Source organism: Streptomyces auratus, assembly GCF_050433025.1.
In the GTDB taxonomy this organism is placed as follows: Bacteria; Actinomycetota; Actinomycetes; order Streptomycetales; family Streptomycetaceae; genus Streptomyces; species Streptomyces sioyaensis.
In genome coordinates, this window is record NZ_JBNGCB010000001.1 from 3,366,160 (window position 1) to 3,392,594 (window position 26,435).

Annotated in this window: 26 protein-coding genes and 1 pseudogene; 17 read left to right on the forward strand and 10 right to left on the reverse strand. The window is 72.4% G+C overall.

Annotated elements, in window-relative coordinates:
- The first annotated feature begins 216 nt into the window (after positions 1-216).
- From BKA18_RS14430 to BKA18_RS14450, 5 genes are all read left to right on the forward strand, one after another.
- The gene (locus tag BKA18_RS14430; RefSeq protein ID WP_366047997.1) at positions 217-720 is read left to right on the forward strand and encodes a hypothetical protein; all 504 of its coding nucleotides are present in this window, start codon (positions 217-219) and stop codon (positions 718-720) included.
- On the forward strand, positions 720-1,124 hold the full coding sequence (locus BKA18_RS14435) for a transcriptional regulator (protein ID WP_366047998.1): 405 nt from the start codon (positions 720-722) through the stop codon (positions 1,122-1,124). The genes BKA18_RS14430 and BKA18_RS14435 overlap by 1 nt, the downstream gene beginning before the upstream one ends.
- A complete protein-coding gene (locus BKA18_RS14440; RefSeq protein WP_429638326.1) occupies positions 1,121-2,101 on the forward strand; it encodes an ABC transporter ATP-binding protein in 981 nt (326 codons plus the stop codon). Before BKA18_RS14435 ends, BKA18_RS14440 begins: the two co-directional genes overlap by 4 nt.
- A gap of 11 nt (positions 2,102-2,112) precedes the next feature.
- Positions 2,113-3,102, forward strand: a complete 990-nt coding sequence (locus tag BKA18_RS14445; RefSeq protein WP_429638327.1) for an ABC transporter permease — start codon at positions 2,113-2,115, stop codon at positions 3,100-3,102.
- Between the two features lie 342 nt (positions 3,103-3,444).
- Positions 3,445-4,779, forward strand: coding sequence for a type III PLP-dependent enzyme domain-containing protein (locus tag BKA18_RS14450; RefSeq protein ID WP_366048000.1), 1,335 nt, complete (start codon positions 3,445-3,447; stop codon positions 4,777-4,779).
- Between the two features lie 115 nt (positions 4,780-4,894).
- On the opposite strand, the gene BKA18_RS14455 is transcribed toward BKA18_RS14450, so the two are convergent.
- The 3 genes from BKA18_RS14455 to BKA18_RS14465 all read right to left on the reverse strand — a co-directional run bounded on the left by BKA18_RS14455 (position 4,895) and on the right by BKA18_RS14465 (position 8,481).
- Positions 4,895-5,521, reverse strand: coding sequence for a hypothetical protein (locus BKA18_RS14455; protein WP_366048001.1), 627 nt, complete (start codon positions 5,519-5,521; stop codon positions 4,895-4,897).
- 198 nt (positions 5,522-5,719) lie between these two features.
- Positions 5,720-6,754: a MurR/RpiR family transcriptional regulator gene (locus BKA18_RS14460; protein WP_366048002.1), complete on the reverse strand. Its 1,035-nt coding sequence runs from the start codon at positions 6,752-6,754 to the stop codon at positions 5,720-5,722.
- A 215-nt stretch (positions 6,755-6,969) separates the two neighbouring features.
- Positions 6,970-8,481 carry an aromatic amino acid ammonia-lyase gene (locus tag BKA18_RS14465; RefSeq protein ID WP_366048039.1) on the reverse strand — a complete coding sequence of 504 codons (1,512 nt, stop codon included), beginning with the start codon at positions 8,479-8,481 and terminating at the stop codon, positions 6,970-6,972.
- A 185-nt stretch (positions 8,482-8,666) separates the two neighbouring features.
- On the opposite strand from BKA18_RS14465, the gene BKA18_RS14470 reads away from it, so the two are divergent.
- The 4 genes and pseudogenes from BKA18_RS14470 (at position 8,667) to BKA18_RS14485 (ending at position 12,232) form a co-directional block, all read left to right on the forward strand.
- Positions 8,667-9,839, forward strand: coding sequence for an ABC transporter ATP-binding protein (locus BKA18_RS14470; protein ID WP_366048003.1), 1,173 nt, complete (start codon positions 8,667-8,669; stop codon positions 9,837-9,839).
- A pseudogene (locus BKA18_RS14475) lies at positions 9,836-10,465 on the forward strand (ABC transporter permease); the annotation flags it as partial. The gene BKA18_RS14470 and the pseudogene BKA18_RS14475, both read left to right, overlap by 4 nt.
- A 123-nt stretch (positions 10,466-10,588) precedes the next feature.
- Positions 10,589-11,260: an ABC transporter permease gene (locus BKA18_RS14480; protein WP_366048004.1), complete on the forward strand. Its 672-nt coding sequence runs from the start codon at positions 10,589-10,591 to the stop codon at positions 11,258-11,260.
- A gap of 45 nt (positions 11,261-11,305) precedes the next feature.
- Positions 11,306-12,232 (forward strand): ABC transporter substrate-binding protein, encoded by a 927-nt coding sequence (locus BKA18_RS14485; protein ID WP_366048005.1) that lies wholly within the window; start codon positions 11,306-11,308, stop codon positions 12,230-12,232.
- A 20-nt stretch (positions 12,233-12,252) separates the two neighbouring features.
- Here BKA18_RS14485 and BKA18_RS14490 read toward each other — a convergent pair whose 3' ends face one another.
- The 3 genes from BKA18_RS14490 to BKA18_RS14500 all read right to left on the reverse strand — a co-directional run bounded on the left by BKA18_RS14490 (position 12,253) and on the right by BKA18_RS14500 (position 14,748).
- Positions 12,253-13,305, reverse strand: a complete 1,053-nt coding sequence (locus BKA18_RS14490; RefSeq protein ID WP_366048006.1) for a sigma-70 family RNA polymerase sigma factor — start codon at positions 13,303-13,305, stop codon at positions 12,253-12,255.
- A 175-nt stretch (positions 13,306-13,480) separates the two neighbouring features.
- Entirely contained in the window at positions 13,481-13,642 is a 162-nt protein-coding gene (locus BKA18_RS14495) for a hypothetical protein (RefSeq protein WP_366048007.1), read from the reverse strand.
- A 59-nt stretch (positions 13,643-13,701) separates the two neighbouring features.
- Positions 13,702-14,748, reverse strand: a complete 1,047-nt coding sequence (locus tag BKA18_RS14500) for a LacI family DNA-binding transcriptional regulator (protein WP_366048008.1) — start codon at positions 14,746-14,748, stop codon at positions 13,702-13,704.
- 216 nt (positions 14,749-14,964) lie between these two features.
- Here BKA18_RS14500 and BKA18_RS14505 point away from each other — a divergent pair, with 216 nt between their 5' ends.
- Positions 14,965-15,879, forward strand: a complete 915-nt coding sequence (locus tag BKA18_RS14505) for an amidohydrolase family protein (RefSeq protein ID WP_366048009.1) — start codon at positions 14,965-14,967, stop codon at positions 15,877-15,879.
- Positions 15,876-16,433, forward strand: a complete 558-nt coding sequence (locus tag BKA18_RS14510; protein WP_366048010.1) for a cysteine dioxygenase — start codon at positions 15,876-15,878, stop codon at positions 16,431-16,433. Before BKA18_RS14505 ends, BKA18_RS14510 begins: the two co-directional genes overlap by 4 nt.
- A 122-nt stretch (positions 16,434-16,555) precedes the next feature.
- On the opposite strand, the gene BKA18_RS14515 is transcribed toward BKA18_RS14510, so the two are convergent.
- A complete protein-coding gene (locus BKA18_RS14515; RefSeq protein ID WP_366048011.1) occupies positions 16,556-16,831 on the reverse strand; it encodes a hypothetical protein in 276 nt (91 codons plus the stop codon).
- Between the two features lie 157 nt (positions 16,832-16,988).
- On the opposite strand from BKA18_RS14515, the gene BKA18_RS14520 reads away from it, so the two are divergent.
- Complete coding sequence (locus BKA18_RS14520) at positions 16,989-17,858, forward strand: endonuclease/exonuclease/phosphatase family protein (protein ID WP_366048012.1); 870 nt, start codon at positions 16,989-16,991, stop codon at positions 17,856-17,858.
- Between the two features lie 182 nt (positions 17,859-18,040).
- Entirely contained in the window at positions 18,041-18,454 is a 414-nt protein-coding gene (locus BKA18_RS14525; RefSeq protein ID WP_366048013.1) for a hypothetical protein, read from the forward strand.
- 454 nt (positions 18,455-18,908) lie between these two features.
- On the opposite strand, the gene BKA18_RS14530 is transcribed toward BKA18_RS14525, so the two are convergent.
- On the reverse strand, positions 18,909-20,297 hold the full coding sequence (locus BKA18_RS14530; protein WP_006605176.1) for a cystathionine beta-synthase: 1,389 nt from the start codon (positions 20,295-20,297) through the stop codon (positions 18,909-18,911).
- Between the two features lie 197 nt (positions 20,298-20,494).
- Between BKA18_RS14530 and BKA18_RS14535 the strand changes: the two genes are divergently transcribed.
- The 3 genes from BKA18_RS14535 to BKA18_RS14545 all read left to right on the forward strand — a co-directional run bounded on the left by BKA18_RS14535 (position 20,495) and on the right by BKA18_RS14545 (position 24,634).
- Positions 20,495-21,508, forward strand: a complete 1,014-nt coding sequence (locus BKA18_RS14535) for an SGNH/GDSL hydrolase family protein (RefSeq protein ID WP_366048014.1) — start codon at positions 20,495-20,497, stop codon at positions 21,506-21,508.
- A 266-nt stretch (positions 21,509-21,774) separates the two neighbouring features.
- Positions 21,775-22,995 (forward strand): acetyl-CoA C-acetyltransferase, encoded by a 1,221-nt coding sequence (locus BKA18_RS14540; RefSeq protein ID WP_366048015.1) that lies wholly within the window; start codon positions 21,775-21,777, stop codon positions 22,993-22,995.
- Between the two features lie 700 nt (positions 22,996-23,695).
- On the forward strand, positions 23,696-24,634 hold the full coding sequence (locus BKA18_RS14545; RefSeq protein ID WP_366048016.1) for a hypothetical protein: 939 nt from the start codon (positions 23,696-23,698) through the stop codon (positions 24,632-24,634).
- 19 nt (positions 24,635-24,653) lie between these two features.
- Here the strand turns inward: BKA18_RS14545 and BKA18_RS14550 are convergent, their stop codons facing one another.
- Positions 24,654-25,013, reverse strand: a complete 360-nt coding sequence (locus BKA18_RS14550) for a hypothetical protein (RefSeq protein WP_366048017.1) — start codon at positions 25,011-25,013, stop codon at positions 24,654-24,656.
- Positions 25,014-25,111: 98 nt separating this feature from the next.
- Between BKA18_RS14550 and BKA18_RS14555 the strand changes: the two genes are divergently transcribed.
- Positions 25,112-25,339 carry a DUF4287 domain-containing protein gene (locus BKA18_RS14555; RefSeq protein ID WP_006605171.1) on the forward strand — a complete coding sequence of 76 codons (228 nt, stop codon included), beginning with the start codon at positions 25,112-25,114 and terminating at the stop codon, positions 25,337-25,339.
- Positions 25,340-25,458: 119 nt separating this feature from the next.
- Here BKA18_RS14555 and BKA18_RS14560 read toward each other — a convergent pair whose 3' ends face one another.
- A complete protein-coding gene (locus BKA18_RS14560; protein ID WP_366048018.1) occupies positions 25,459-26,346 on the reverse strand; it encodes a Bax inhibitor-1/YccA family protein in 888 nt (295 codons plus the stop codon).
- Between the last annotated feature and the right edge of the window lie 89 nt (positions 26,347-26,435).

Here is a 26,435-nt window from a genome sequence, read left to right on the forward strand (position 1 = left end):
CGTGCCTCCCTGACGTCGAATGGATTGAGCTATTCACATATTGATGTCGATGAATAGCGTTAGTCAACAGGGTGCGGGCGCGGCGCCGCCACAGGGCATGGGAACCAGCCGGGCGCCGCGGTCAATTTTTGACTTGCCCACCGGGAAAGTCTGCGCTAACTTTCCTAGTGGGCAAGTCAACGGGGAACGCACGAACGCCTTGGGGAGGCGAGCGCCATGAGCACACCGGTGGATGCCGAACGGGCCTGGCAAGACCTACAGCGCATCCGGGTACCGCAGGAGCGGGTGTACGACGAGATCGAGAGAAGCGCCCAGAGCGACCCCAGGTCGACGTACTTCACGGCCGCGGTGATGTGGGTGTTCCTCGCCGTCACGGGCATGAATCTGCCCACGTGGGCGTTCTGGCTGGTACTGGCCGCCTACTTCGCCGTACTGGGCACCGTGGCGGTGATCTACAACCGCAGGAGCCGGATCCGGCTGCACCGCTCGCGCCACAGCTGGCGGTCGTTCGCCACCTTCTTCGCGGGCATGGCGGTCACCCTCGTGACCATCCTGGTGTCCGGCTTCGTGACCAACCAGCTGGCGCTGCCGTTCGGCAGCCTGATCCAGGCCACCGCCTCAGCGGGCGCCTTCGTGCTCTTCGTCGGCCCGGCGAACCGCTGGGCGGTCAGCGCGCTCCGCGCCCGCGGTGCGAGAGCCGGCCACCAGGGGGTGGGTTGATGAGTACCCCGGGCGGCTTCGACGAACTGATCCACCCGTCCACCCGCCTGTCCGTGGTGGCGCTGCTCGCCGCCACGGAATGGGCCGACTTCTCCTTCATCCGCGACAGCCTCTCGCTCAGCGACTCCGCGCTCTCCAAGCAGCTGCACACCTTGGAAGAGGCCGGGTATCTGGAGATCCACAAGGAGGGCGGCGGCCGTAAACGGCGCACCAAGGTACGGCTGACCAGCCGCGGCCGCACCGCATTCGAGGGCCATGTGGCCGCACTCCGGGCCATCGTCGAGGGCGCGGGACCGACGGCGGGCGCCTCTCCCGCGACGGGCGCCACGCCGGCGACGGAGTCCGCCACGGCGACGACATCAGGAACACAGCACCAGCAACAGCGCGCGGAGGCAGGCCGATGACCACGACCGAGCACCTACCCACGGCCAGGACCGCGCCGGACGCGACTCCGGGCAACGCCGCAGCTCGCCAAGCCGTCGTCCACGTACGGGACTTGCGGATGTCGTACGGCGACACCACCATCCTGCACGGCATCGACCTGGACATCCACCGCGGCGAGATCTTCGCGCTGCTCGGCCCCAACGGCGCCGGGAAGACCACCACCGTCGAGATCCTGGAGGGCTTCCGTCAGTGCTCCGCCGGGGAGGTCCGCGTCCTGGGTGCGGACCCGGCGCGCGGTGACGACTCCTGGCGCGGCCGGATCGGTCTGGTGCTGCAGTACTGGCGCGACCACGGCCGCTGGCAGGTCGCCGAGTTGCTGAAGCACTTCGCCACGTACTACCCGAACCCCCGCGACCCGGCCGAGCTGCTGGCCCTGGTCGGCCTCACCAAGCAGGCCGGCCGGCAGGTCAACCATCTGTCCGGCGGCCAGCGCAGGCGTCTGGACGTGGCCCTGGCCATCGTCGGCCGCCCCGAACTCCTCTTCCTGGACGAGCCGACCACCGGCTTCGACCCCGAGGCCCGGCGCGACTTCCACGAGCTGGTCGAACGGCTCGCCCGCGACGAGGGCGTGACGATCCTGCTCACCACCCACGACCTGGTCGAGGCCGAGCGATTGGCCGACCGGATAGCAATGCTGGTCAACGGCCGGATCGGGGTCCACGGCACCCCGACGGAACTGTCCCGGCGGGCCGCCGCCCAGGCCGAGGTCCGCTGGACGGCGGCCGACGGCACGGCCCGCGCGGAACGCACCGCGGACCCGTCCCGGCTGGTCTGGGAACTCCACCAGCACACCGGTGGACCGATCGCCGATCTGGAGGTCCGCCGCCCGACGCTGGAGGACACCTATCTGCACATGGTGCACCGGGAAGCCGGGGACGGAGCCGACGGGACCGAGGCCGGGGCCGGCGCCCCGGAGGGGGAGGAACGAGCCGCATGAGGGGGACCGATATGACAGCCGCGACGACGGCGACGGGCACGACCGACGGGATCGAGACGACCGAGGCGACGGACACGGCCGGGGCGACGGGCCGGACCGGGCCGGGCCACCCGCGCGGCGCGGCCCCGGGGGAGACTGCACGACGCTCCCGCCGCCGTCCCTGGCGCGCCGGCCTCCAGCGCGGGCGGATCGAACTGCGCCACCTCCTGCGTAACCGCAAGGAGTTCAGCGGCCATGTGATCAATATCGTCGTGGCGCTGCTGCTCGCGGACAACATCAGCGGCAAGGTGCCCGGCACCCATATCCCGATGGCCCATCTGACGCTCGCGGGCTTCGCCGCCTATCTGCTGTTCCAGATCGGCCTGGTCAATCTCCCGCAGATTCTGGTGACCGAGCGCGAGGAAGGCACCCTGCTGCGGCTGCGCGCCACCCCCGGCGGCATATCCGCCTACCTCATCGCCAAGTCGCTGCTGGTGGTCGTCATGGCCTTCGGCACCCTGCTTGTCCTGCTGGGGGCCGCCGCCGTACTGGTGGACGGGCCGCTGCCGCACGGGCCCGGCGGCTGGCTGACGCTGCTGTGGGTCAGCGCGCTCGGGCTGCTCGCCGTCGTACCGCTGGGTGCGGCCATCGGCGCCGTGCTGCCGAACCCGCGCGAGGCGCTTGCGCTGATCATGCTGCCCACGTTGGCGCTGCTGGTCACCTCGGGAGCGATGTTCCCGCTCAGCTCGCTCCCCGAGGTGGTCCAGAAGATCGCCTCGGTCTTCCCGCTCAAGTGGATGGCCCAGGGCCTGCGCTCGGCCCTCCTGCCGGACTCCGCACGCGCCGCGGAACTGGCCGGCTCCTGGGAGCTGCCGACGGTGGCCCTGATACTCAGCGCCTGGGCGGTCATCGGCTTCCTCCTCGCGGTCCCGCTTCTGCGCCGCGCCACCCGCCGCGAGTCCGGCTCCCGCCTCTCCGAACGCCACCGCAAGGCGGAAATCAGCGGCGGCCGGGCGGCCTGAGACTGCTGCCGTGTGGTCCTGGGTGCCGCTCGTGTCGTCCGGCCAGGCGTCGGACGGCGCGGGTGGCAGACAGGGCCACACGGCAGCACAGCTGGTGGTGGGCCGGGGTGCGGTGGGCCGGCGGCCCGTGAGCCGGGGAGCGGCGAGCCAGCAGGCCCGTCAGCCGGTGGGCGGCGAGCCAGCAGGCCGGTGAGCTAGCGGGCTGGTGGCTGATGGCCGCGTGGCGAGGGACCGGCGGGCCCGTTGGCAGGCGCTGGTCAGCCTCCTCCCTCCCCCCAGGAAGGTGCGGACGGCGTGGGTATCAGTTGGCGTGACAGCCCCACCCGATGATGGAGTTGCCCCATGAACTTCACGGACCGAGACCGGGCCGTACGGGCCGCCGTTGCACAAGAGCTGGTGGGGCCCTCGGAGCCCGTCGCCGGGCTGCTCGATATCGCCGGGATCCGGCGGTCGGCGGCCAAGCTCCGTGCCGCCTTCGAGGAGTTCACCGCCCCCGGCACCCCGGTGCTGCACGCCTTCGCGGTGAAGGCCGCCTCGCTCGTGCCCGTCCTGCGGCTGCTCGCGCAGGAGGGTCTCGGGTGCGAGGTGGCCAGCCCGGGCGAGCTGGCGCTGGCCCGGGCCGCCGGTGTGCCGGTCGCGCGGACCGTCCTGGACTCGCCGGCCAAGACCCGCGCCGAGCTGCGTGAGGCGCTGGCCCTCGGGATCGCCGTCAATGCCGACAACCCCGAGGAACTGGCCCGTATCGACTCCCTGATGGCCTCGGCGCCGAGCAGCGCCCCCGTCGGGCTGCGGGTCAACCCCCAGATCGGCGGCGGCAGCATCGGGGCGATGAGCACCGCGACCGACACCTCCAAGTTCGGTGTGGGGCTGCGGGACGAGGGCGCCCGCGACTGGGTCGTACGCTCCTTCCTCGCCCGCCCGTGGCTGACCCGGCTGCATGCCCATGTCGGTTCCCAGGGCATGCCGCTGGAGCTGATGACCGCGGGCGTCGGGGCCCTGTTCGTCCTCGCCGAGGAGATCAACGAGCGGGCCGGCCGGCGTCAGATCGACACCCTCGACATCGGCGGCGGCCTACCGGTCAACTTCTCCTCGGACGCCGTCACCCCGACGTACCGCGAGTACGTCGCGCAGCTCCACGCCACCGTCCCCGGGCTGCTGTCCGGACGCTATGGGCTGGTCACCGAATTCGGCCGCTCGCTGCTGGCCAAGCACGGCACGGTCCTGGCCCGCGTCGAGTACGCCAAGTCGGCCGGCGGCCGGCCCATCGCGGTCACCCATGCCGGTGCCCAGGTCGCCACCCGTACGGTCTTCGCCCCCGAGTCCTGGCCGATCCGGGTCGCGGCCTACGACGCCGAGGGCCGCCCCAAGACGGGTGCCCCGGTGGCACAGGACGTTGCGGGACCGTGCTGCTTCGCGGGTGATCTGGTCGCCGAGAACCGGCCGCTGCCGCTCCTGGAGTCCGGCGACCATGCCGCCCTCCTGGACACCGGGGCGTACTACTACTCCACCCACTTCGCCTACAACTCCCTCCCCCGCCCCGGGATTTACGGCTATGCGGCGGATCCGGACGGTACCGTCCGCTTCGCCACCGTCCGCACCCCGCAGACCCTGGAGGAACTCACCGCGGAGAGCGGCGGCGCCCACACGGAGTCGCTGCGCGACCTCGGAAGGCAGTAGATCGATCCTCAGGGCCTCAGGAGGCCGTAGCCCCCTCAGGAAGCAGTGGATCCTGAGGGGCAGTAGAACTCGGGAAGGCAGGAGAACCCGGGAGGACAGCCCCCGGGCCCAGCCCTCAGCGCCCGCTCCGCGCACTCCCGGCCCGCGCACTCCCGGCCCGCGCTCCGCCGGCTCGTACGTGCCCGGCTCGTGCCCCGCCCGGCCGGGCGTCCCCGGCGGCCGTTCCGGTCAGTACGTACGCGCTGACGGCCTTGCCCGCGGCACCGCCGCGACCGGCGGATTCGGTCCGGACCCACAGCAGCGCCTCATGTTTCCGCTCCCAGCGGCCCAACCACAGCGCCTTGCCCCACAGGCCGAGCGCGGCCCCGGCCATCAGCAGCCCGCCGGCCGCCGGCAGTACGAACGACGAGCCGATCGCCGCCAGGAAGGCGAGCAGCAACCACCAGCGGTGCGCCCGTCGCCAGGTGCGGAGGGTGACCGAGCGGTCCTGAAGGATGACGGCCTTCCCGGCGCGCGAGGCGCCACCGGCCAGCTCCGCGTAGCGCCCGCGCCGTGCCACGCACACCACCAGCGCCGCGACCACGGCCAGTACCGCCCCCGCCAGCAGGCCGATCGTCCGGCCGGTGAGTCCCGGCACCAGCACCCCGATCCCCGCGGCCAGCAGTCCCGGCCACCACAGCCAGCCGGCCGGTGCCCGTACCAGTACTGCCACCCGGACCAGCCCATATGCCCCGCGTCCCACGACAGACCTCCTCGCCCCGAGACCGCTGTGCCCCGCCTGTCCGGGCACAGCTGTACCGGCGGCGGATCGTAGCCAGCCGGCATGAGGATTCCCTGAGACGGCGCTCCCACGGGCGGTCAGGCCTCAGCGCGCCCCGGGCTGGCAGCCCTAGGCGCGGCCACGGCCTCCCGCGCTCCCGCCCCGCCCCGCACCCCCTCCTCACTCGACGAACAGGCCGCGTTCCGCCGCCCTCGCGTCGAATTGCTCCAGGCGGGCCTGGGCGTCCGGGAGGGCGTCGCACATCGCCTCCAGCAGGACCCGGCCCAGCAGCATGGGGGCACAGGCCGTGTCGAAGGACAGCCCAGTGCCGACGGGGGCGGGGAGGAGGAGGTCGGTGTGGTGGGCGACGGGGGCGAAGGCGCTGTCGGCGACGGTGACGACGGTCAGTCCGGCGGTGCGGGCGTACTCCAGCGCCTCGACGACCTCGCGGGGGTGGCGGGGCAGGGCGAAGCAGAGCAGCGCGCTCGCGCCGGCGCGTACGGCGGCGTCGATGCGGTCGGTGAGCAGCGTGCCGCCCTCGTCCAGGAGCCGGACGTCGGGGTGGACCTTGCGGGCGAAGTAGGTGAAGCCCGCGGCCTGGGCGGTGGCGGCGCGCAGCCCGAGGACGAGCAGCGGGCGGGAGGCGGCGAAGAGGCGGCCCGCCTCGGCCACCGGCGAGGGGTCGGTGAGGGCGGCGGCGAGCTGACGGAGATTGTCGATCTCCGCCTGGACGGCCTGCTGGTACTCGTTGGCGGTACCGGCCTCGGCGGCTCCCCCGGTCGGCGCCACCTCGCGCAGATGGCGGCGCAGCGCCGGATAGCCGTCGAAGCCCAGGGCGACCGCGAAGCGGGTGACGGACGGCTGGCTGACGCCGGCGAGATCGGCCAGTTCGACGCTGGAGAGGAAGGGCGCGTCGGCCGCCCGGCGCACCATGCAGTGGGCGATCCGGCGCTGGGTGGGCGTCAGCCGGTGACCCTCGAAGAGCTTCTGCAGCCGGGCGGCGGTGCCGGTATCCGTACCGGCCGCACCGGCCACGGCAGCCGCACCGGCCGCACCAGCCACGGCAGCCGCACCGCCCGTCGCCCCCTCGGCACCACCCACCGCCCGGTCGCCGGCCGCACCGCCGACGCCGTCACCGGCCACGCCGCCGATGCCGCCACCGGCCGCACCGCCGATCCCGCCACCACCGCCGCCGTTGTCCCCGTCCCCGCTCATCGCCTCTTCTTCCCGGCCCGGTCGGGGGCCTTGTCCTGTGTCGACCGGCTGCTCGACCGACTGATCGACCGACTGTACGGAATTCCCGGCCCGCTCCGGTCCGGGACAGGCATCGGGATCCGGTCGTACGCGATCCGGCCGTACGCGCGCCCCCGGGGGCCCCGACCCCGCTCCCGCTCCCGCGGCCGGAACCATCCCGCCGCCCACCACGGCACTCACCTCTCCCCCGGTTCCGCCGGCTCAGCCAGCTCCGCCAGCTCGTCCAGCAGCCCCGACGCCACCGCCACATCATCGGTCAGCGGGCGGTCCGCCATCCGCGGGTCGAGGACGCCGGCCGCGCGGCGGAAGGCGGTGGCGAGGGGGAGGCCCGGGTCGGGTTCCAGGGAGCGCATCCGCAAGGCCCGTACGGCGGCGACGAGTTCGCAGGCGAGGATCTGACGGTAGTAGGCGCAGGCGCGCAGGGTCTGGCGGGCGCCCAGGGAGGCGAAGCTGGCCTGTTCCTCGACTCCGCGGGAGAGGACGGCGTGGCCGAGGGAGGCCGGGTAGGAGACCTCGCGCATCTCGCCGAGCGCCGCACCGGCCGCGTATTCGAGGATCATCACGCCGGAGCTGGCCGGGGCCGCGTCGCCCAGGAACGGCCGTAGCCGGGTGAAGTCGGGCTCGGAGAGCGCGGCGAGCCGGGCGGTGGAGAGCCGGGCGGTCTGCAGCACGGCCAGCCGGAAGGTGTCCAGGGCGAGCCCGGTGTGGGCGGCGTAGAAGTTGCCGTGGTGGTAGGCGGCCTGGTCCTCGATGCTGATCAGGGGGTTTTCGGCGGCGGCGTTGACCTCGATGGTCAGTACCGCGTCGAGGGTGGCAGCGGCGTCCAGTGCGGGGCCGTGGATCTGCGGGAGGCAGCGGAAGCCGTAGGGGTCCTGGATGCGGCCGAGCGGCGGGGCGGGACGGGGCGGGACACCGGCGAGGGCGCGCAGCCGGGCGGCGGCGGCCGCGGAGCCGGGGTGCGGGCGGGCGAGCAGCACCGGCTCGGCGAAGGGTTCGTACGAGCCGCCGACCGCGAGCAGGGAGAGCGCGGCGACGGGGAGGGAGGCGGCGAGCAGCCGCCGCAGTTCGTCGAGGGCGAGCGCGGACTGGCCGAGGGTCAGGGCGTTGCTGCTGATCAGGGCCAGGGCGTCGTTGTTGTCCAGGGCGATGGGGGCGGGGGCGCGGGCGCCGGGTGCGCAGTGCCAGGGGTGTTCGCCGGCCAGTGCGAGGCCGGTCTGGGCGAGCGCGGCCAGATCGCCGGTGCCGACCGCGCCGTGTTCGTTGACGACGGGGTACGCACCGCTGTCCAGGGCGGTGAGCAGCGCGGTGATGACGGCGGGGTGCAGACCGGCGCCGCCCGCCAGCAGCTGGTTGGCGCGCACTGCGAGCATGGCGCGGACCTCGCGGGCGGGCAGCGGGTCGCCGATCGCGCCGGCGTGGCTGCGCAGCAGCCGCAGTCCATGGTCGGCGTCGGCGGCCCCGACGTCCTCCGTCCGGTTGGCGCCGACGCCGGTGCTGCGCCCGTAGACCCGGCCGGTGGCGGCGAGACGGCGGGCGGTTTCCCAGGACTCCTCGGCGCGGGCGAGCGCCTTGGGGTCCGGCTCCGCGGGGTGTGCGGTGCGCTCCGCGAGGGCGGCGATATCGGCGGTGTGCAGCGCGGTGCCGTCGAGCGTGATACGCCGGCCGGCCCGTCGGCCGTTGTCCAGCATGTGGGATTCCAAGGGGCTCAACTCCCTCTTATAGCACCCTTTAGTGCGGTACGTCCGACAGCTCGTTCCGTACGGTGAAGCGACGTAACAGGCGATGTAACAGGGTCTTTACGCCCGTCTATTGACTTCTATTCACGTGCCTAAGACTCTGCATGACCATATGCAGGCCGGGCAAGGGGCAGCGGATGATCAAGTTCGACGCAGTCAGCAAGCGATACCCGAATGGCACGACCGCCGTGGACGGGCTGTCCCTGGACCTGCCCGAGGGCGGCGTCACCGTCCTCGTCGGCTCGTCGGGGTGCGGCAAGACGACCACCCTGCGGATGGTCAACCGCATGGTCGAGCCGACCTCCGGCACGATCAGCGTCGGCGGCCGCGACATCCTGGAGACGGACGCCGCCGAGCTGCGCCGCGGCATCGGCTATGTCATCCAGCAGTCCGGCCTCTTCCCTCACCGTACGATCCTGGACAACATCGCGACCGTCCCGCTGCTGCTGGGCTGGGGCCGGCGCAAGGCCCGCGCCCGCGCCGCCGAGCTGCTGGAGCTGGTCGGCCTGCCCGCCGACGCCGGCAAGCGCTATCCGCACCAGCTCTCCGGCGGCCAGCAGCAGCGCGTCGGCGTGGCTCGCGCGCTCGCCGCCGACCCGCCGGTCCTGCTGATGGACGAGCCGTTCGGCGCGGTCGACCCCGTGGTGCGCACCCAGCTGCAGAACGAGTTGCTGAGGCTCCAGGAGGAGCTGCGCAAGACCGTCGTCTTCGTCACCCACGACATCGACGAGGCGGTCCGCCTGGGCGACCGGATCGCGGTCTTCCGCACCGGCGGCCGGCTTGTCCAGTGCGCCGAACCCGCCGAGCTGCTGGCTCGCCCCGCCGATGACTTCGTCGCCGGCTTCCTGGGCGCCGAGCGCGGCCTCAAGCTGCTCTCGCTCACCGACCTCGCGGACGTGCCCCACGCGCCCGGCGGGGAGATACGCGCGGACGAACCGGTCGGCGGCATACCCCGCGACGGGGACCGCTGGCGCCTGGTGACCTCCCCGCGCAGCGAACCGCTGGGCTGGCTGGACACCGACGCGCTGCCCGCCGGCGGCACGGCCGGCGAGGCGCCGCTGGAGCCCGTCCGGCCGCTGCGCGACTCCGACTCCCTGCTCTCCGCGCTGAACGAGGCGGTCTCCTCCCCCGCCGCCGCGGTCGCCCGGGTCACCGCCGACGGCGTGCTGACCGGCCTCACCTCCCGCGACGCCATCCACGAACGAGCCGGCCGCAGCCATGCGGAGGCCGGCCGGGCGGCGGCCGGACAGCGGACCCCCGAGGACGCCGCGCCCGGCCCGGCCGAAGCCGCCACGGAGCGCCCCGCATGACCATCGAGTGGGGCTGGTTCCCCGACCACACCGGCGAACTGGCCCGCCTCACCGCGGACCACCTCGCCACCGCCGTACCCGCCGTCCTGTTCGGCCTGCTGATCGCGCTGCCGCTGGCGGTCCTCGCCCACCGGGTACGGCCGCTGCGCGGCTTCGTGCTCGGCGCGTCCAACATCCTCTACACCATCCCCTCCCTGGCCTTCTTCGTCCTGCTGCTGCCGGTCACCGGGCTGACCCGGACCACCGCGATCACCGGCCTGACCGCGTACACCCTGGTCGTGCTCGTACGGAACACCGTCGAGGGGCTGGACGCGGTCCCGGCGCGGGCCCGGGAGGCCTCGAAGGCGATGGGGACCAGCCCGCTGCGCACCCTGCTCACCGTCGAGCTGCCGCTCGCCCTCCCGGTGATCATGGCGGGTGTACGGGTCGCCACCGTCATGTCCATCTCCCTGGTCAGCGTGGCGAGTTACATCGGATACGGCGGCCTCGGCCAGCTCTTCACCGACGGCTTCCAGCGCAACTTCCCCACCCCGGTCGTCGCCGGCGTGGCCCTGACCCTGCTGCTCGCCCTGGTCGCCGACGCGGTGCTGGTGACCGTCCAGTGGCTGTGCACCCCCTGGCTGCGCGGCACCTCCCGGCCGCACGGCACCTCCCGGCTGCGCGGCGCCTTCCGGCCGCAACGCTCCTCCCGGCCGCAAAGCGCCTCCCGGCCGCAAAGCCTCGAATCGCAGAAGCGAGCGTGAGCCCCGATGCTCGAACTCCTGAAGAACCTCGCCGCCTGGCTGACCAGTTCGGCCCAGTGGTCCGGCCCCGAGGGCATCGCCACCCGCGTCCTGGAGCACCTGGAGTACTCGGTGCTCGCCACCCTCGCCGCGGCCGTGATCGCGCTGCCGGTCGGGCTGCTCATCGGGCACACCGGCCGCGGCGCCTTCCTCGCCGTCAACCTCTCCTCGTTCGGCCGGGCGCTGCCCACCGTCGGCCTGGTCACCCTGGTCTTCCTGGCCGGCGGACTGAGCGTGTGGCCGGTGTACGTGTCCCTGGTCGCGCTCGCCGTGCCGGTGATCATCACCAATACGTACGCGGGGATGGCCGCGGTCGACCCGGAGGTCAAGGACGCCGCCAGGGGCGTGGGGCTGCGCGGCCGCCAGATCCTCTGGCAGGTCGAGATCCCGCTCGCGCTGCCGCTGATCATGACCGGCGTACGGCTGGCGACCGTGCAGGTCATCGCCACCGCCACGATCGCCGCCTACGTCAGCTTCGGCGGGCTGGGCCGCTATGTCTTCGACGGCCTCGCGCAGCGCGACCTGGTGCAGGTGCTCGGCGGTGCGGTGCTGGTCGCCGTGCTCGCCGTCGTCGCCGATCTGGCCCTGGGCGGCCTGACCCGGCTGCTGTTCCGCGGCCGCCCGGCCACCGCCCGCTGAGCATCTGCCGCCCCGCCCCCTTCGTACGCACCGAGGAGCCCGCCCATGAACCGTCGTACCGCCTTGACCACTCTCCTCGCCGGCGCCTCGGCCCCGCTGCTGGCCGCCTGCTCCTCCGGCATCACCTCCCTCAAGGGGGACGGCGCCGGCGGCGACAGCGGCAGCAGCAGCGGCGGACTGGTCATCGGCACCGCCAACTTCACCGAGAACCAGGTCCTCGGCTACCTCTACGCGGGGGTGCTGAATTCCGCCGGGGTCAAGACCACGGTCCGCCCCAACCTCGGCTCCCGCGAGATCGTGGTCCCCGCACTGCGCTCCGGCGATATCGATCTGCTCCCCGAGTACCAGGGCAGCCTGCTGCTCTACCTCGACAAGAAGGCCACCGCGACCGAGGCGGGAGCCATGCAGAACGCGCTGGCCACGGTGGTCCCCGACGGTCTCGAAGTCCTCCCGTACGCGGCCGCCGAGGACCGCGACAGCTTCGCCGTGACCCGGCGGACCGCCGACCGCTACGGCCTGCAGACGCTCGCCGATCTCCGTAAGGTCAACGGCAAGCTGACCTTGGGCGCGGCCGCGGAGATGAAGAAGCGGGTCGTCGGGGTCGTCGGCCTGAAGGACCGATACGGCGTGGAGCTCAAGGAGTTCAAGGCGCTGGACTCGTCCGGGCCGCTGGTCAAGGGCGCCCTGAAGAAGGGCGACATCGACATCGCCAATGTCTTCACCACCGACGTCGACACCGCGGAGAACGGCTGGGTGCTGCTGGCGGACCCCAAGCATCTGATCCCCGCCCAGCACGTCGTCCCGCTGATCGCCGCCCGCAAGGCCGACTCCAAGGTCCGCAAGGCCCTCGCCCGGCTGGGCAACGCCCTGACCACCCCCGATCTCACCGAGCTCAACCGCCTGGTCGACAAGGAGAAGCAGGACCCGGACCGGGTGGCGGCCGCCTGGCTGAAGAAGCGCAAGCTGGGCTGAGGCCCTGGCGGCCGCACGCCTCACGCGGGCGGCGGCCCGCCGTACCGGAGCGGAAGCCCGAACAGCGGGAACAGCCGCTCGGTGTCCAGGAAGGAGTTCAGGGCGGTGACCCGGCCGTCCGCGAGGTCGAGGACCTGGACCGCCCAGGGCAGGCCGTCCGCGCGGTACTGCCCGAACGCCGGGCGGCCGTTCGCCGCGACCGGCACCAGATGCGACCCCGCACAGCCGCAGCCCGGCCCGCGCAGCCACTTCAGGATGTCGTCGCGGCCGCGCAGCCACAGCGCGTACGGCGGCATGGACAGCGTGCAGTCCTCGTGCAGCAGAGCCGTCAGGGCGTCCATGTCGAACCGCTCGAAGGCGTCGACGTAGCGCCGCAGCAGCGCCTCCTGGGCGTCGTCCAGCGGCCGCGGGGGTTCCTCGGCGGCATCGGCGGACGCGGCGAGCGTGGCCCGGGCCCGCTGCAGCGCGCTGTTGACCGAGGCGACCGAGCTGCCCAGCAACTCGGCGACCTCGCTCGCCGACCAGCTCAGCACCTCCCGCAGGATGAGCACCGCCCGCTGCCGGGGCGCCAGCCGCTGCAGCGCGGAGATGAAGGCGAGCCGGATCGACTCCCGGGCGACGGCGGTCTCCGCCGGGTCCCCGGCGGACGCCAGCACCCGCTGGTCCGGGACGGGGCCGATCCAGGTCGTCTCGGGCAGCCCCGTGCCGATCGGGGTGTCCACGCTCGACGGGGAGGCGAGATCCATCGGCCGGGCCCGGCGCCGGCTGCCCTTGAGCAGGTCCAGGCAGACGTTCGTGGCGATCCGGTAGAGCCAGGACCGCAGCGAGGCGCGCCCCTCGAACCGGTCGTAGCTCCGCCAGGCCCGCACCATCGTCTCCTGCACGGCGTCCTCGGCCTCGAACGCCGATCCCAGCATCCGGTAGCAGTAGCCGGTCAGTTCGCTACGGTGCGCCTCCAGTCGGTCCGCCGGCTCGCCTTGCGCGCCGTCCGGTGCGCCGCCGTCCACTACGGCGGCCGCGCTCTCCGCCGTGACGTCACTCGTCGCGGAACGACTCGTCGCGGAACGCTTCATCGAGGACCCGCCCATCCGCCCGTCGGCCGACCACCGGTACGCACGCCCCGACCGTACCGGAGCACCCGGCTCCAGTCTGCTCCGCGGCGCAGCGCCGTGCAGCCGGAGACCGGGCGCCGGAACCGGGCACGGAATGGGCCGGGGCGCATCGCCCCGGCCCGTCCGCCGCCTCCGGTCATCTGCGCAACTGCACGCCCCGGAGCACCCCTCCTACGACCGCACCGGCCAGGATGCTCAGCAGAAGCCGGGCGGGCTCCCCCAAACCGGAGAACACGGTGTGTGTGAGCGCGAAGACGACCACGACCGCGAGAATTCCGGCGAGCAATGCCTTTTCCATTTCTTGCCCATCATCGCTTCGCTGTCATCGCTTCGTTGTCATCGCTTCCTTGGCTGGCGTCACCCCCGCCGGAGCTCCACCGCCGACCCCCGCTCCGAGAGGCGCGGGGCGCACAGGATGCGCTTGCGGCGGACCCGGCGGCCCTCGATCGCGGCGACCGCGAGCCGGGCGGCCTCCTTGGCGATCTCGCCCAGCCCCCAGTCGACGGTGGTCAGCGGCGGGGTGAGGACCCGGGAGACGGGGTGGTCGTCGAAGCCGACGACGGAGAGGTCTTGGCCGACGGCCAGGGAGGCCTCGGCGGCGGCCGCGTAGACGCCGTAGGCGATGGAGTCGGAGAAGCAGAAGACGGCGGTGGGCGGGGCGAGGCCGGGCGCGGTGGGGCGGCGGCCGTCCGGGCTGTTGGCCAGGACCCGGCGGGCCATGGCGGTCGCCTCGCCCAACTCCTGGGCGCAGGGCAGGACTTCGACCTCGATGCCGAGACGGTCGGCGGCCTCGCGCACATAGACGTCGGCCGGGCGGTCCGGGGTGGAGGGGCCGGTGGGGGTCAGCACGGTGACCCGGCGGTGACCCAGCCCGCGGAGGTAGTCCAGGACGGCGTCGATGCCGGCGCGGTTGTCGAAGAGCACCTCGCCCGCCGTACGGGCCCGGCTCAGGGCGTCACCGATGGAGACCACCGGCACGGCGTCGGCGATCTTCGACCAGCCCTCGGCGGACGGGTCGACGGGAGAGACCAGGAGGCCGTCCACCCGCTGGTCGCGCAGCTGCTTGGCCAGGGCCAGCTCGCGCTCGGGGTCGCCGCCGGCATCCAGGATCAGCGCATAGCGGTCGCCGGCCAGCAGTTCGCGCCCTATGGCCGCCATCAGCTGCTGCTGCCACAGATCCCGCAGATCGCCGGCGAGCACCCCGACCGTGCTCGTACGGCCGCTGGCCAGCGCACGGGCGATCGGGTCGGCCTCGTAGCCGAGCTCCGCGGCGGCCTTGCGCACCCGCTCCTCGGTCTCTTTGGAGACGTGCTTGCCGCGCAGGGCGTAGGAGACGGCTGCGGTGGAGAGTCCGGTGGCCTCGGCCACCTCGCGGAGGGTGGTGCGCTTATTGGGCCTGGCCATGTCCGGAAGCCTACCCAAGGAGGGCGCGCCACCCGCCCCGATGCGCTGTGCGCGCGGGGGCGGCGTCCTCCCGGCGGACCGGCCCGGCCTTGACAGGGCCGCTGTTAACCGTTTCACTGAAACGCATCAGTTAAACGGTTAAGTACAGCGCGCCCGGGACGACGGATCCGCGCCCCGGGTGCCGTCCGCACCACCACCCGCAGCTGAGGGAGGCCCGTGCCCACCGACGTCCACCAGCACCTTTGGCCGCCCGAGTTCCTCGCGCTGCTGCGGGCGCGCAGTGCGCCGCCGCGGCTCGACGGTTGGACGCTCCACCTCCCCGGCGAACCGCCGTACCCCGTCGACCCCGCCGACCACGACATCGCGGCCCGCGCCCGGCTCGCCCGCGCCGACGGCCTCGATCTGGCCCTGGTCTCGCTCTCCAGCCCGCTCGGCATCGAAGATCTGCCGCCCGAGGAGGCCGCACCGCTGCTCGCCGCGTTCCACGACGGCGCGCTGGACCTGCCGGCCCCCTTCGGCGCCTGGGCCTCGGTCTGCCTCTCCACCCCCGAACCGGACCCCGGGGCGCTGCGGCACGAGCTGGCGCGCGGCTGCGTGGGGCTGCAACTCCCGGCCACCGCACTGCTCGACGCCGCGGGCTGGGCCCGCTGCGCGCCGCTGCTGGACGCCGTCGCCGAACTGGACAAGCCGCTGTTCGTCCACCCCGGCGCGGCGCCGGGCACCCCGGACGCGCCCGCCTGGTGGCCCGCCCTGGTCCCGTACGTCCAGCAGCTGCACGCCGCCTGGTTCGCCTTCCGCGCCTTCGGCCGACCGCGCCACCCGGACCTGCGGGTCTGCTTCGCGGCGCTGGCCGGCCTGGCGCCGCTGCACGGGGAGCGGCTGGTCGCCCGCGGCGGCGGACGGGAGCGCGGGCGGGTCGACTGCAACGCCTTCTACGAGACGTCCTCGTACGGGACCCGTGCGGTGGACGCCCTCGTCCGGGCCGCCGGTATCGATGTCGTCGTCAGCGGCAGCGACCGCCCCTACGCCGCCCCCGTACTCCCCGACCTCGGTGCGCAGGCCGCGATCCACGCCCTGCGCACCGCCAACCCGGCCCGCCTTCTGGGCCCGACGAAAGGAGCCCGCCGATGACGTACCGCACCTCCCAGGCCGAAGCCGCCCGTGAGGTCCCCGACGGCGAGCAGCCGTTCACCGCACTGCCCGAGCGCAACCTCGACCGCCGCGAGCTGCGGGCCCTGGTCGAGGAGCTCGCCGCCCGCCCGGACCTGTGGCGCGCGCAGGTCGCTTTCTCCGACACCGAGCGCCACTACGTCTCCCTGCACCGCGATGAGTTCGTCGATGTCTGGCTGCTGTGCTGGACCCGGCAGAACGACACCGGCTGGCACGACCACGACCTGTCCTCGGGGGCGGTACACGTCGTCCAGGGCGTGCTGACCGAGTCCAACCCCCGGATCGGCGGCGAGCACCGGGCCACCGCCGTCGGCGCGGGCTCCTCGTTCTGCTTCGGCCCCGACCACATCCACCGCCTCACCGGCGCGACCGACGACGCGGTGTCCGTGCACGCCTATTCGCCGCCGCTGTGGCGCCTGGGCCAGTACGACATCACCGACGACGGGCTGATGCGGCGGATCTCGGTCTCGTACGCGGACGAACTGCGGCCGACGGACGGGGCGAGCGCGGCCTGACGGGCGAGCGCGGCCCCGACGGGCGAGCGCGCCTGCGTGGCACCCCACCCCGACAACCCAGGCCCCGTCCAGTCCCTATGAGAGCGGATGGACGGGGCCATACATATCGCTGCCACGCAGTGTCACAGCGGGAGCCCTATCGCGACGGCGATCAACTCTGCCAACTTGTCGCCCGAGAAGAGTGGTTGAGCGCTCTCCACGGCAGCACGAAGCCCGGCAGCTGTGGGCGCCTCGTCCAGGCCATCAGACGGAACCGGCGCCAAGAGAGCATCGCGTACGCCGCCCCACTCGTCCGCGGTGACACTGGACGCCGCACGGTCCGCAGCCCCTTCCGCAACCAGCTGCGTCGTGGGCACACCGAGCGCCACCGCGAGCCGCTTGCCGATGTGGGCGCTCATGGTCCGAGCGTAGGCCGTCGTTCCACGGCCGCGAAGCGCCTGCCATCAAGCCCCTGGCCGGTTGAGCAACGGCTGCCCATTCGTTCAACCTCTGTTAGTGGCCGCTCCATTCACGTCTGGCACGTTGACGCCACCCCCACACCAAGGAGTCCACGCGATGAACCGACGCGTCATACCCGCACTTGCTGCCGCACTCGCCCTGAGTGCGGCAGCCTCCGTCGCCACGGTGAGCACCGCCGAGGCGGACGATCAGACGCTGACCGTGATGAGTCTCAACACCTGGCACGGCGGCTCCCAGGTCCCGGACGGGGTCGACACGACCGTCCAGGAGATCAAGGGTTCCGGCACCGAGGTGGTCGCCCTGCAGGAGACCGACAAGGCCGTCACCAAGCAGATCGCCGAGAAGCTGGGTTGGGAGCACTACACACAGAGCGGTTCCGACGTCGACATCATCAGCAGTCAGCCCATCGAGAAGGTCGACTCGCTGTCGGATCTGGCGGTGGCCGCGAAGATCAAGGGAGTCTGGGTGTACTCGATCCACCTGGGCTACACCAAGTACGGGCCGTACAACGCCTGTTTCGACAAGGACAGCTACGAGACGATCTACGCGGACGAGGCCGAGCGCAAGGAGCAGGCCGAGAAGATCGTCAAGTGGGCCGGTTCCGGACCGTCCGTCATCGCCGGCGATCTCAACTCCCCGTCCCACCTGGACTGGACCGAGAAGACCAAGGCAAAGCACTGTGACTCGGTCGTGGAGTGGCCCGCGACGAAGGCGTTCGCCAACGGGGGGTACGGGGACTCGTACCGCGAGGTCAATCCGGACGAGGCGGCTTCCCCCGGCGACACCTGGAGCCCGAAGAACGCCACCAACAGCGACTACGGCAACAAGCCCGAGCCGCAGGACCGCATCGACTTCATCCTGTACAAGGGCGGCTCGCTAGATGCCACCAGCTCGAAGGTCTACGGCGGTGAGAAGGAGAACTGGCCGTCCGACCACCGGGCCGTGATCACCCAGTTCGCCCTCTGACGAAACCGCCGACAGGGGCGGGCCGGTCCACCGGCGCTCAGGCGCTCAGGCGCTCAGCGCAGGATGGACCGGCCCGCGCCGTGTCCGGGGCGCCGCCCGCGCGCCTCCGGCAAGCGCTCCCCCGCCGGAACCGGGGGATAGCCCTACCGCGCCGCCCGCCCGGCCTGCGTACGCTCGGCCGTATGGCAACACACGACCCCGATCTGCGCAGAGACCTCGACGCGACCCTCCAGACCCGCAAGGAGCTGGGGCCGGAGTACGAGTCGGAGCTGCTGGAGTCCTTCCTGGAGAAGGTCGACCAGAACGTCGACCGGCGGGTGCGCCGGCACCTCGCCGAGCAGCAGGTCCAGGTCGCGCGCGGCATCCGGCCGCAGCCCCGGGACAGCGAGATCCACCCCTTCTGGCAGCGCTTCGGGTTCGCCGCGCTCTCGCTGGTGCTGGCCATCCCGCTGTCCGCGATCGCGGCGGGCACGACCGGGCTGCCGGGCCTGCTGGTGTGCTGGGCGGGCATCGTCGGCGTCAACGCGGCGCACGGCGCGGGCCTGCGGAATCCGCTGCGCCTGCGAGCCGAGGACCGCGACGGCGCAGCGGACTGACGCGGCGGCGGAAGCCGGACGGAAAAGGCTGTTGCGGGGACCGCCGCACCCCGGCCTGAGCCGGGGGCGGGACGACGGCGGTCCCCGCAAGGGACGCGCACCGGGTCAGGGCCGGTCGTCGCATCCGGCGGCGAGCTGGAGGTCCGGGAGCCGCTCCGGAGGCCCGTGTCGCCGTGCACACCAATGTGCCGGACAAGTGTTAAGCGCGTGCTGCGTACACATGACGCATACGTACACCTTGCGGTGACCGGCCGTTTCCTGACGGCAACTTGACGCCTTGACGGCTGCGGAAGCGGACCGCTTGCGGCGGCCACAACGGGGACGGCCCGGCGACGGCCACAACGGGAACGCCCCGCCGCCACACCGCGAACGGCCCGGTACCCCTGCGGACAGGGGAACCGGGCCGCCGCGCACGACCACCGCCAAAAGAGGCTGCCGCCGCCGGAAGACGCTGCTACTTGCCGGCCTCGCGCGCCAGATAGGCCAGCAGGTCCTGCCGGCTCACCACGCCCTTCGGCTTGCCCTCGACGAGGACGATCGCCGCGTCCGCGTTCTCCAGCACCGCCATCAGATCGGCGACCGGCTCGCCGGAGCCGACCTGCGGCAGCGGCGAGCACATGTGCTTCTCCAGCGGGTCGGTCAGCGAGGCGCGCTGGGTGAACAGCGCATCCAGCAGCTCGCGCTCGACGACCGAGCCGATGACCTCGGCGGCCATCACGTCGGGGTGCCCGGCGCCGGGCTTGACGATCGGCATCTGCGAGACGCCGTACTCGCGCAGCACCTCGATCGCCTCGCCGACGGTCTCCTCCGGGTGCATGTGCACCAGCGAGGGCAGGGCGCCCTCCTTGTGCTGGAGCACCTCGCCGACCCGCGCCGCGGGACCGCCCTCCTCCAGGAAGCCGTAGTCGGCCATCCACTCATCGTTGAAGATCTTGGAGAGGTAGCCACGGCCGCTGTCGGGCAGCAGCACGACCACGACGTCGTCGGGGCCGAGCTTAGAGGCGACCTCCAGGGCACCCACGACGGCCATCCCGCAGGAGCCGCCGACCAGCAGGCCCTCCTCCTTGGCGAGCCGCCGGGTCATCTGGAAGGCGTCCTTGTCCGAGACCGCCACGATCTCGTCCGCGACGGTGCGGTCGTAGGCGGTCGGCCAGAAGTCCTCACCGACGCCCTCGATCAGATACGGACGCCCGGAGCCGCCGCTGTAGACCGAGCCCTCGGGGTCGGCGCCGATGACCTTGACCTTGCCGTCGCTGGCGTCCTTCAGATAGCGGCCGGTGCCGCTGATCGTGCCGCCGGTGCCGACACCCGCCACGAAGTGCGTGATCCGCCCGCCGGTCTGCGCCCACAGCTCGGGACCGGTCGTCTCGTAGTGGGAGCGCGGATTGTTCGGGTTGCTGTACTGGTCCGGCTTCCAGGCCCCGGGCGTCTCGCGCACCAGCCGGTCCGAGACGTTGTAGTACGAGTCCGGGTGCTCGGGGTCCACGGCGGTCGGGCACACCACCACCTCGGCGCCGTACGCCCGCAGCACATTGATCTTGTCCGTGGACACCTTGTCCGGGCAGACGAAGATGCACTTGTAACCCTTTTGCTGGGCGACGATCGCCAGGCCCACACCGGTGTTGCCGGATGTCGGCTCGACGATGGTGCCGCCAGGCTGCAGCTCACCCGACTGCTCGGCGGCCTCGATCATCCGCACGGCGATCCGGTCCTTGACCGATCCGCCGGGGTTGAAGTACTCGACCTTCGCCAGGACGGTGGCCTGGATACCTCGAGTGACGTTGTTGAGCCGCACCAGCGGGGTGTTGCCGACTAGCTCAATCATCGAATCGTAAAACTGCACGGTGGTCTCCGCGGTCGGGGGCACGCTCTCCTGCGCCCGTGCGGCCAGCCTATTGCCCGGGTCCGTTAGAGGAGGGAAGAGTTGCGTTCCGTGCAGGAACGGGCAACACCCTGTTGTAGGAGTTCTTGCCGATTCAAGAGCGCGTCCGGCCCCCGGTGCCGCGGCGCGCCCGCACTGCGCGGGGAGGTGCCCGGCCCATGCCGATGACGATGTCCAGGGCGAGAGTGGCACGGCGGATCGCCACCGCGGCCGCGTTCGGCGGCGGCGGGGTCGGGCTGCTCGGCGTCGCCGCCGTCGGCGTGCTGCTGACCGAGGTCCGGCTGGCCCGCCGTACGGTAGGCGGCTCCAGCGACATCCCGCCGTGCGCCGACGGCCGCTACGGCGCCGCCTTCGGCCACCGCACCGACCGCCCGCCCCTGCGGCTGGGCTTCCTCGGCGACTCCACCGCCGCCGGCCAGGGGGTGCACCGCCCGTCCCAGACCCCGGGCGCACTGCTCGCCTCCGGGCTGGCCGCGCTCTCCGAGCTGCCCGTGGACTTCCGCAATGTGGCGCTGCCCGGGGCGCAGTCGGACGACCTGGCGCGCCAGGTGGAGCTGATGCTTGCGGACAGCGCCGCCACCCCGGACGTCTGCGTCATCATGATCGGCGCCAATGACGTCACCCACCGGATGGCGCCCGCCCAGTCCGTACGCCACCTCTCCGAGGCGGTGCGCCGGCTGCGCGCGGCGGGTTGCGAGGTGATCGTCGGCACCTGCCCGGATCTGGGCACCATCGAGCCGGTCTATCAGCCGCTGCGCTGGGTCGCCCGGCGGCTGTCGCGGCAGCTCGCCGCCGCCCAGACGATCGGCGTGATCGAGAGCGGCGGCCGGACGGTCTCGCTCGGCGATCTGCTCGGGCCGGAGTTCGAGGCGCGTCCACGGGAGCTGTTCGGGCCGGACAACTACCACCCGTCGGCCGAGGGCTATGCCACCGCCGCGATGGCCGTCCTGCCGACTCTGTGCGTCTCACTGGGCCTGTGGCCGGAGGAGGAGCGGCCTGAGCCCGCCCGTGGCGAGGGCCTGCTGCCGGTCGAGCAGGCGGCCGCCGAGGCGGCTTCCGAGGGCGGTACCGAGGTCACCGCCTCCCGCGCACCCTGGGCGCTGCTCAAGCACCGCAGGCGCCGCCAGCTGCCGGAGCCGGAGCCGACGGATCCGTCGTCGGTCACGGGCTGACGCCGCGGCAGCGGGACGGCACGGTGCCCGGGGCGGGCCGTACGGGAATACCCGGCGGCCCCGCCCCGTTTTGGGTAATGAGCTCGCCATAAGCGCTCGCTTAGAAAAGAGGCCCGCATCACAGGGCGCACCCCGTGACCTCAGCAGTACGTGCAGGTAACTTCCCACTCAGTCCTGCCCGTCCGCGTCCGACCAGCACGCCGCCCGACCACCCCACCGCAACGAGGCGCCCCGCGCCGCCCGTTCTTACGCCCTCTGGAGCCGTGATGCCCGAAGCCGTGATCGTCTCAGCCGCCCGCTCCCCGATCGGCCGCGCCTTCAAGGGCTCGCTCAAGGATGTGCGCCCGGACGATCTGACCGCGCAGATCATCGAGACCGCCCTGGCCAAGGTCCCCGAGCTGGACCCGAAGGACATCGACGACCTGATGCTCGGCTGCGGTCTGCCCGGCGGCGAGCAGGGCCACAACCTCGGCCGCATCGTGGCCGTCCAGATGGGGATGGACCACCTGCCGGGCTGCACCATCACCCGTTACTGTTCCTCCTCGCTCCAGACGACCCGCATGGCGCTGCACGCCATCAAGGCGGGCGAGGGCGACGTCTTCATCTCGGCCGGTGTCGAGACCGTCTCGCGCAGCGTCAAGGGCAGCTCCGACGGCCTGCCGGACACCCACAACCCGCTCTTCGCCGACGCCGAGGCCCGTACCGCGGCGCGCGCCGAGGAGGAGGGCGCGGGCTGGCACGACCCGCGCGAGGACGGCCTGATCCCGGACGCGTACATCTCGATGGGCCAGACCGCGGAGAACCTCGCCCGCCTCAAGGGCATCACCCGCCAGGACATGGACGAGTTCGGCGTACGGTCCCAGAACCTCGCCGAGAAGGCGATCGGCAACGGGTTCTGGGAGCGCGAGATCACCCCGGTCACGCTGCCCGACGGCACGGTCGTCGCCAAGGACGACGGCCCGCGCGCCGGCGTCACCGTCGACGGCGTCGCCGGTCTCAAGCCGGTCTTCCGCCCCGACGGCCTGGTGACCGCCGGCAACTGCTGCCCGCTGAACGACGGCGCCGCGGCGCTGGTCATCATGTCCGACACCAAGGCGCGCGAGCTGGGACTGACCCCGCTGGCCCGGATCGTCTCCACCGGCGTCTCCGGCCTCTCCCCCGAGATCATGGGCTACGGCCCGGTCGAGGCCAGCAAGCAGGCGCTGCGGCGGGCCGGCCTCTCGGTCTCCGACATCGACCTGGTCGAGATCAACGAGGCGTTCGCCGCCCAGGTCATCCCGTCCTACCGGGACTTGGGCATCGACCTGGACCGGCTGAACGTCAACGGCGGCGCGATCGCCGTCGGCCACCCCTTCGGCATGACCGGCGCCCGCATCACCACCACCCTGATCAACTCCCTCCAGTGGCACGACAAGCAGTTCGGCCTGGAGACGATGTGCGTCGGCGGCGGCCAGGGCATGGCGATGGTCATCGAGCGGCTGAGCTGAGCTGGAGCGGAGGGTAGGGGCCGGGTGCGAGGAACGAGTGCCCGGCCCCTGCCCGCAGCGCAAGCGAAGCTCAGCGCGACCACGGGCACGTGCGGCTGAGCTGAGCTGGAGCGGAGGGTAGGGGCCGGGTGCGAGGAACGAGTGCCCGGCCCCTGCCCGCAGCGCAAGCGAAGCTCAGCGCGACCACGGGCACGTGCGGCTGAGCTGAGCCGTAGCGGAGCGTAGGGGGCCGGGCGCGCCCGCCCCCTCCCCCGGGCCACTCCCGCCCGCGCCGACAAAACGGACCAACTCCCGCCCCGCGCACACCCTTCGCTGTCGTGCGCATACAGGCGGCGACACGGCGTGACCTGCGCCACTCGTTAACTAGATCGCGACCCAATCTCCCCCAGGATTGTGACCAACGCCCTCAGGTGGAGGCGTTCTTGCAGGTCAGCATGGGTTCGCTCGAACATATACGGCCCTCACCCCACTCCATTTCGGGACATAGTTCGCCCGGAGCGGTCGCCGACCACCGGCAGCCTGATGTAGGAAGTCGGAGAACATTCTGCTAACGGGAGTACGCCGGTGAGTGAGCCGCTACCAGGAGTGACCCCGTGAGCGAGCGCATCAAGGGGGTCACCGCGGCCGACGGCCGGGGCAAGTCCATGTACCGATGCGCGGCCCGAGGGAACAGGGCCGCCGAGCGAAGTGGGGAGGACGCATGAGCGTCACCACCCTCGTCCTGCTACTGGCCGCGGCCACCGCCGTGGCGCTGGGCGCCGTCGCCCTGCGCACCGCCCGTGCCCTGCACCGTCAGATCGCCGAGCTGCACGCAGAACTCGTCGCCGCCCGTCAGGACGTCGCCGCGCGCACCGAGATGGCACACCCGGCCGCCGCGGCCATCCCGGCCGCCCGGACCGTCCCGGCCGCCGAGACCCCGCTCGCGGACATACGTGCCGCCGTCGCGGATGCGCTCGCCGAGGAGCGGGAGCGCGAACTGGCCGAGGCCCGGGCGTTCTGGGCCGCACAGGAGGCCAGGGACGCCGCCGACGCCCCCTCCCTGCTCGGCGGTCTCGCCGGCCTCGGCGACGAGAGCCCGCTGGACGCCCGCGCCGACCAGCGCGAGCTGCCCGAGCGCCCGGAGTCCGAGCGCTTCGACACCCACCCGTTCCTGCCCCGCCAGGCGGACTGGGCCGGTCTGGAGCCGCTGCTGGGGCCGGACGCCCTGGAGTCCGTCGAGGCACTGGACGCGCCCGAGTGGGAACCCGTCGAGGAGACCGAGTCCGCCGAACTGGCCGCCGCGCGCCGGCGCCACCCCTCGCACCCGGACTTCTCCCCGTCCCCGGTGCTCAGTGATCACGAGCGCACGGTCGCGCGCCTCGAAGAGCTGGCACAGCAGGCCACCCCGCTCGCGGATGTGCGCCCCGGCCCGCTGGGCACCCTGGACGTCTACGTCTTCACCGACGGCACCACGCTCTGCCTGACCCCCGGGCAGCGCGAGACCGCGGAGCGGGTGGCCGGCGCACTGCAGGCGGGGCACTGTCCGGTGCTGCTGGGCGGCTCCGGCATCTCCGGTGCGTATGCGCTGACCTTCTCCTGGGGCGAATGCCGCGAGGAGAGCGTCTACATCCTCGCCGACCGCGTCATCGCCTCGCTCTGATCCGGCGCGGCGGCTCCCGCTAGCAGCGGTCCGCCGCAGCCCGTACCCATCGCACGGCCTCCGCCAGCTCCTCGGCGGGGGCCACTTTTGCGTCAGATTCGGCCGGTTCGTCGGCCACCCGGGCCGCCGCGGCCCGCAGCGCCTCGACGAGATCGTGTCCGGCCACCGCCAGCTGGTCGCCGGCCGCGAACATCCCGGCGTCCGGCATCTCGTGCGGGGGCCGTCCCGGCTGCTCGATCAGCTGTGCACGGGTCGCCAACTGCCGTGCCAGGGCGAGCCCTTCGGCCGCGGCGCCGCGGCCGAGCGCGCTCTGCGGCAGCGACCTGAGGCGGTCGGCGAGGGCGTCCACGGCGGTCTGCAAGGGGGTCACGTCAAGCACGTCGTGAGCCTATGCGCCACTCCCGGGTGGTTGCCAACGCCCGAACGCTCAGGCACGGTGGGCTGAAGTACCAGCATCGACCGCGTCCGGAGGCGCCGATGTCTCAGCTCTTCTCCGAAGAGACCCACCGGAACATGCTCTCCCGTATCCCGCACTGCACAGGCCGGGAAATCTCCGACTGGCTCCGTACCGTTGACGAAGGCCCCGCTCTCTTCCGCTTCGACGAAAAGGTCAGCTGGCTCCGCGGCGAGCACAATCTCGCCTACGGACATGCCAAGGCAATCGTTCATGAACACGATCTCAGGCGTGCTGCGCGGAAGTTCTGACCGCCGATGACGGGCTTAAGGGCCCCTCCGGCGCAGGACACGCGACATCCCTCATGCCAAGGGCCCGCAGGCAACAGCCTGCGGGCCCTTCGGCGTGGCGCTCAGGGGCGCCGGACGGGTCAGTCGCCCCGGAGGATCGAGATCAGCCGGAGCATCTCCATGTAGATCCACACCAGCGTCAGGGTCAGACCGAACGCCGCCAGCCAGGACTCCTCGCGCGGCGCGCCGTAGGTGACGCCGTCCTCGACCTGCTTGAAGTCCAGCGCCAGGAACAGCGCGCCGAGGACCACGCCCACGATGCCGAAGACGATGCCCAGGCCGCCGCTGCGGAAGCCGAGGCCGTCACCGCCGCCGAACACCATGAACAGCACGTTGACCAGCGACAGCAGGACGAAGCCCATGGCGGCGATCATGACGAAGCGGGTGAAGCGGGCGGTGACCCGCACGATCCGCGTCTTGTAGGCGACCAGCATGGCGACGAACACCGCCATCGTGCCCAGCACCGCCTGCATGGGGGCGCCGTTCATCCGCGGCAGGTCGTTGATGAAGCCGCTGAGCGCGCCGAGGAAGAGCCCCTCCAGCGCCGCGTACGACAGGATCAGCGCGGGCGAGGGCTTGCGCTTGAAGGACTGGACGAACGCCAGCACCATCGCGACCAGGCCGGCGCCGACCGCGAAGCCGAGGCTCCCGGTCAGGAAGAGCCAGCCGACGGTGGCGCCGGCGATGACCGTGCCGAGCGTCATGGCGGTCCGCGCGACGACGTCGTCCATCGTCATCGGGCGGGTCTGCGGCGTGTACTGCGGCGGTGCGTGGGTGACGTGCTGCTGGCCCTGGGCGTACGGGTTCGTCGCGTCCGCCGCGTAGGGGTTGCCGCCCTGCGCGTACGGGTTCGCGCCGGCGTACGGCGGTGCGGCGGGGCCCCCGGCCTGCGGCGGTGCGTTGAAGCCCGCGTAGCCGGTGTCGCGGCTGAACCCCCGTCGCGAGAAGACCGGGTTGCTGCTCCTCATCTCACTCCTCCATGGCCGCCCTGCGCGGCCTTGACGGCAAGCGTAATGGCTTGGCAAAGGCGCGTCGCTCGTTCTTGAGCAGGATCTTC

Bases quoted from the DNA above. Each gene is read 5' to 3' on its own strand.
- BKA18_RS14490 (WP_366048006.1), bottom strand. From the start codon at position 13,305: ATGAAGCGTTCCGCGACGAGTCGTTCCGCGACGAGTGACGTCACGGCG.
- BKA18_RS14440 (WP_429638326.1), top strand. From the start codon at position 1,121: ATGACCACGACCGAGCACCTACCCACGGCCAGGACCGCGCCGGACGCG.
- BKA18_RS14445 (WP_429638327.1), top strand. From the start codon at position 2,113: ATGACAGCCGCGACGACGGCGACGGGCACGACCGACGGGATCGAGACG.
- BKA18_RS14435 (WP_366047998.1), top strand. From the start codon at position 720: ATGAGTACCCCGGGCGGCTTCGACGAACTGATCCACCCGTCCACCCGC.
- BKA18_RS14465 (WP_366048039.1), bottom strand. From the start codon at position 8,481: ATGCTGGACAACGGCCGACGGGCCGGCCGGCGTATCACGCTCGACGGC.
- BKA18_RS14525 (WP_366048013.1), top strand. From the start codon at position 18,041: ATGGCAACACACGACCCCGATCTGCGCAGAGACCTCGACGCGACCCTC.
- BKA18_RS14495 (WP_366048007.1), bottom strand. From the start codon at position 13,642: ATGGAAAAGGCATTGCTCGCCGGAATTCTCGCGGTCGTGGTCGTCTTC.
- BKA18_RS14545 (WP_366048016.1), top strand. From the start codon at position 23,696: ATGAGCGTCACCACCCTCGTCCTGCTACTGGCCGCGGCCACCGCCGTG.
- BKA18_RS14485 (WP_366048005.1), top strand. From the start codon at position 11,306: ATGAACCGTCGTACCGCCTTGACCACTCTCCTCGCCGGCGCCTCGGCC.
- BKA18_RS14460 (WP_366048002.1), bottom strand. From the start codon at position 6,754: ATGAGCGGGGACGGGGACAACGGCGGCGGTGGTGGCGGGATCGGCGGT.
- BKA18_RS14450 (WP_366048000.1), top strand. From the start codon at position 3,445: ATGAACTTCACGGACCGAGACCGGGCCGTACGGGCCGCCGTTGCACAA.
- BKA18_RS14560 (WP_366048018.1), bottom strand. From the start codon at position 26,346: ATGAGGAGCAGCAACCCGGTCTTCTCGCGACGGGGGTTCAGCCGCGAC.
- BKA18_RS14555 (WP_006605171.1), top strand. From the start codon at position 25,112: ATGTCTCAGCTCTTCTCCGAAGAGACCCACCGGAACATGCTCTCCCGT.
- BKA18_RS14520 (WP_366048012.1), top strand. From the start codon at position 16,989: ATGAACCGACGCGTCATACCCGCACTTGCTGCCGCACTCGCCCTGAGT.
- BKA18_RS14430 (WP_366047997.1), top strand. From the start codon at position 217: ATGAGCACACCGGTGGATGCCGAACGGGCCTGGCAAGACCTACAGCGC.
- BKA18_RS14540 (WP_366048015.1), top strand. From the start codon at position 21,775: ATGCCCGAAGCCGTGATCGTCTCAGCCGCCCGCTCCCCGATCGGCCGC.
- BKA18_RS14515 (WP_366048011.1), bottom strand. From the start codon at position 16,831: ATGAGCGCCCACATCGGCAAGCGGCTCGCGGTGGCGCTCGGTGTGCCC.
- BKA18_RS14500 (WP_366048008.1), bottom strand. From the start codon at position 14,748: ATGGCCAGGCCCAATAAGCGCACCACCCTCCGCGAGGTGGCCGAGGCC.
- BKA18_RS14470 (WP_366048003.1), top strand. From the start codon at position 8,667: ATGATCAAGTTCGACGCAGTCAGCAAGCGATACCCGAATGGCACGACC.
- BKA18_RS14480 (WP_366048004.1), top strand. From the start codon at position 10,589: ATGCTCGAACTCCTGAAGAACCTCGCCGCCTGGCTGACCAGTTCGGCC.
- BKA18_RS14535 (WP_366048014.1), top strand. From the start codon at position 20,495: ATGCCGATGACGATGTCCAGGGCGAGAGTGGCACGGCGGATCGCCACC.
- BKA18_RS14510 (WP_366048010.1), top strand. From the start codon at position 15,876: ATGACGTACCGCACCTCCCAGGCCGAAGCCGCCCGTGAGGTCCCCGAC.